At 37.2% G+C, this 312-nt stretch carries 1 protein-coding gene; it reads right to left on the reverse strand.

Going from position 1 to position 312, the window contains the following annotated elements:
• A partial coding sequence (locus tag AC29Z1_RS15630; RefSeq protein ID WP_488272381.1) for a helicase HerA domain-containing protein occupies positions 1-256 on the reverse strand: 256 nt, incomplete at its 3' end.
• Between the last annotated feature and the right edge of the window lie 56 nt (positions 257-312).

Raw genomic sequence — 312 nt, forward strand, 5'->3', positions numbered from 1 at the left:
CTAATTTGTAAATAGCATCAAGCTGGGGCTCACTAAAGGTAGCACAAGCAATAATATCTTCCTGCTCTACTTCATTATAATTTAGTGATAGTTTCTGAGCATTGTCATTCATTTTTTCTGGTGCGGTATTATAAACAACCAAACGCTCCTTCATACGCGGATGCCTGGATAAATCACGGTAATATTCATTATGAACATCAAATATAAGCAGTCCATAATTTCCGTTGTCAATAATAGAGCTTGAAAGCACTTTCACAAGATTGCTTTTTCCCGACCCAGTTGTGCCGAAAATACCAATGTGTTCAGTAATGG

The sequence above is a fragment of the Sporomusa sp. genome (genome assembly GCF_057736855.1).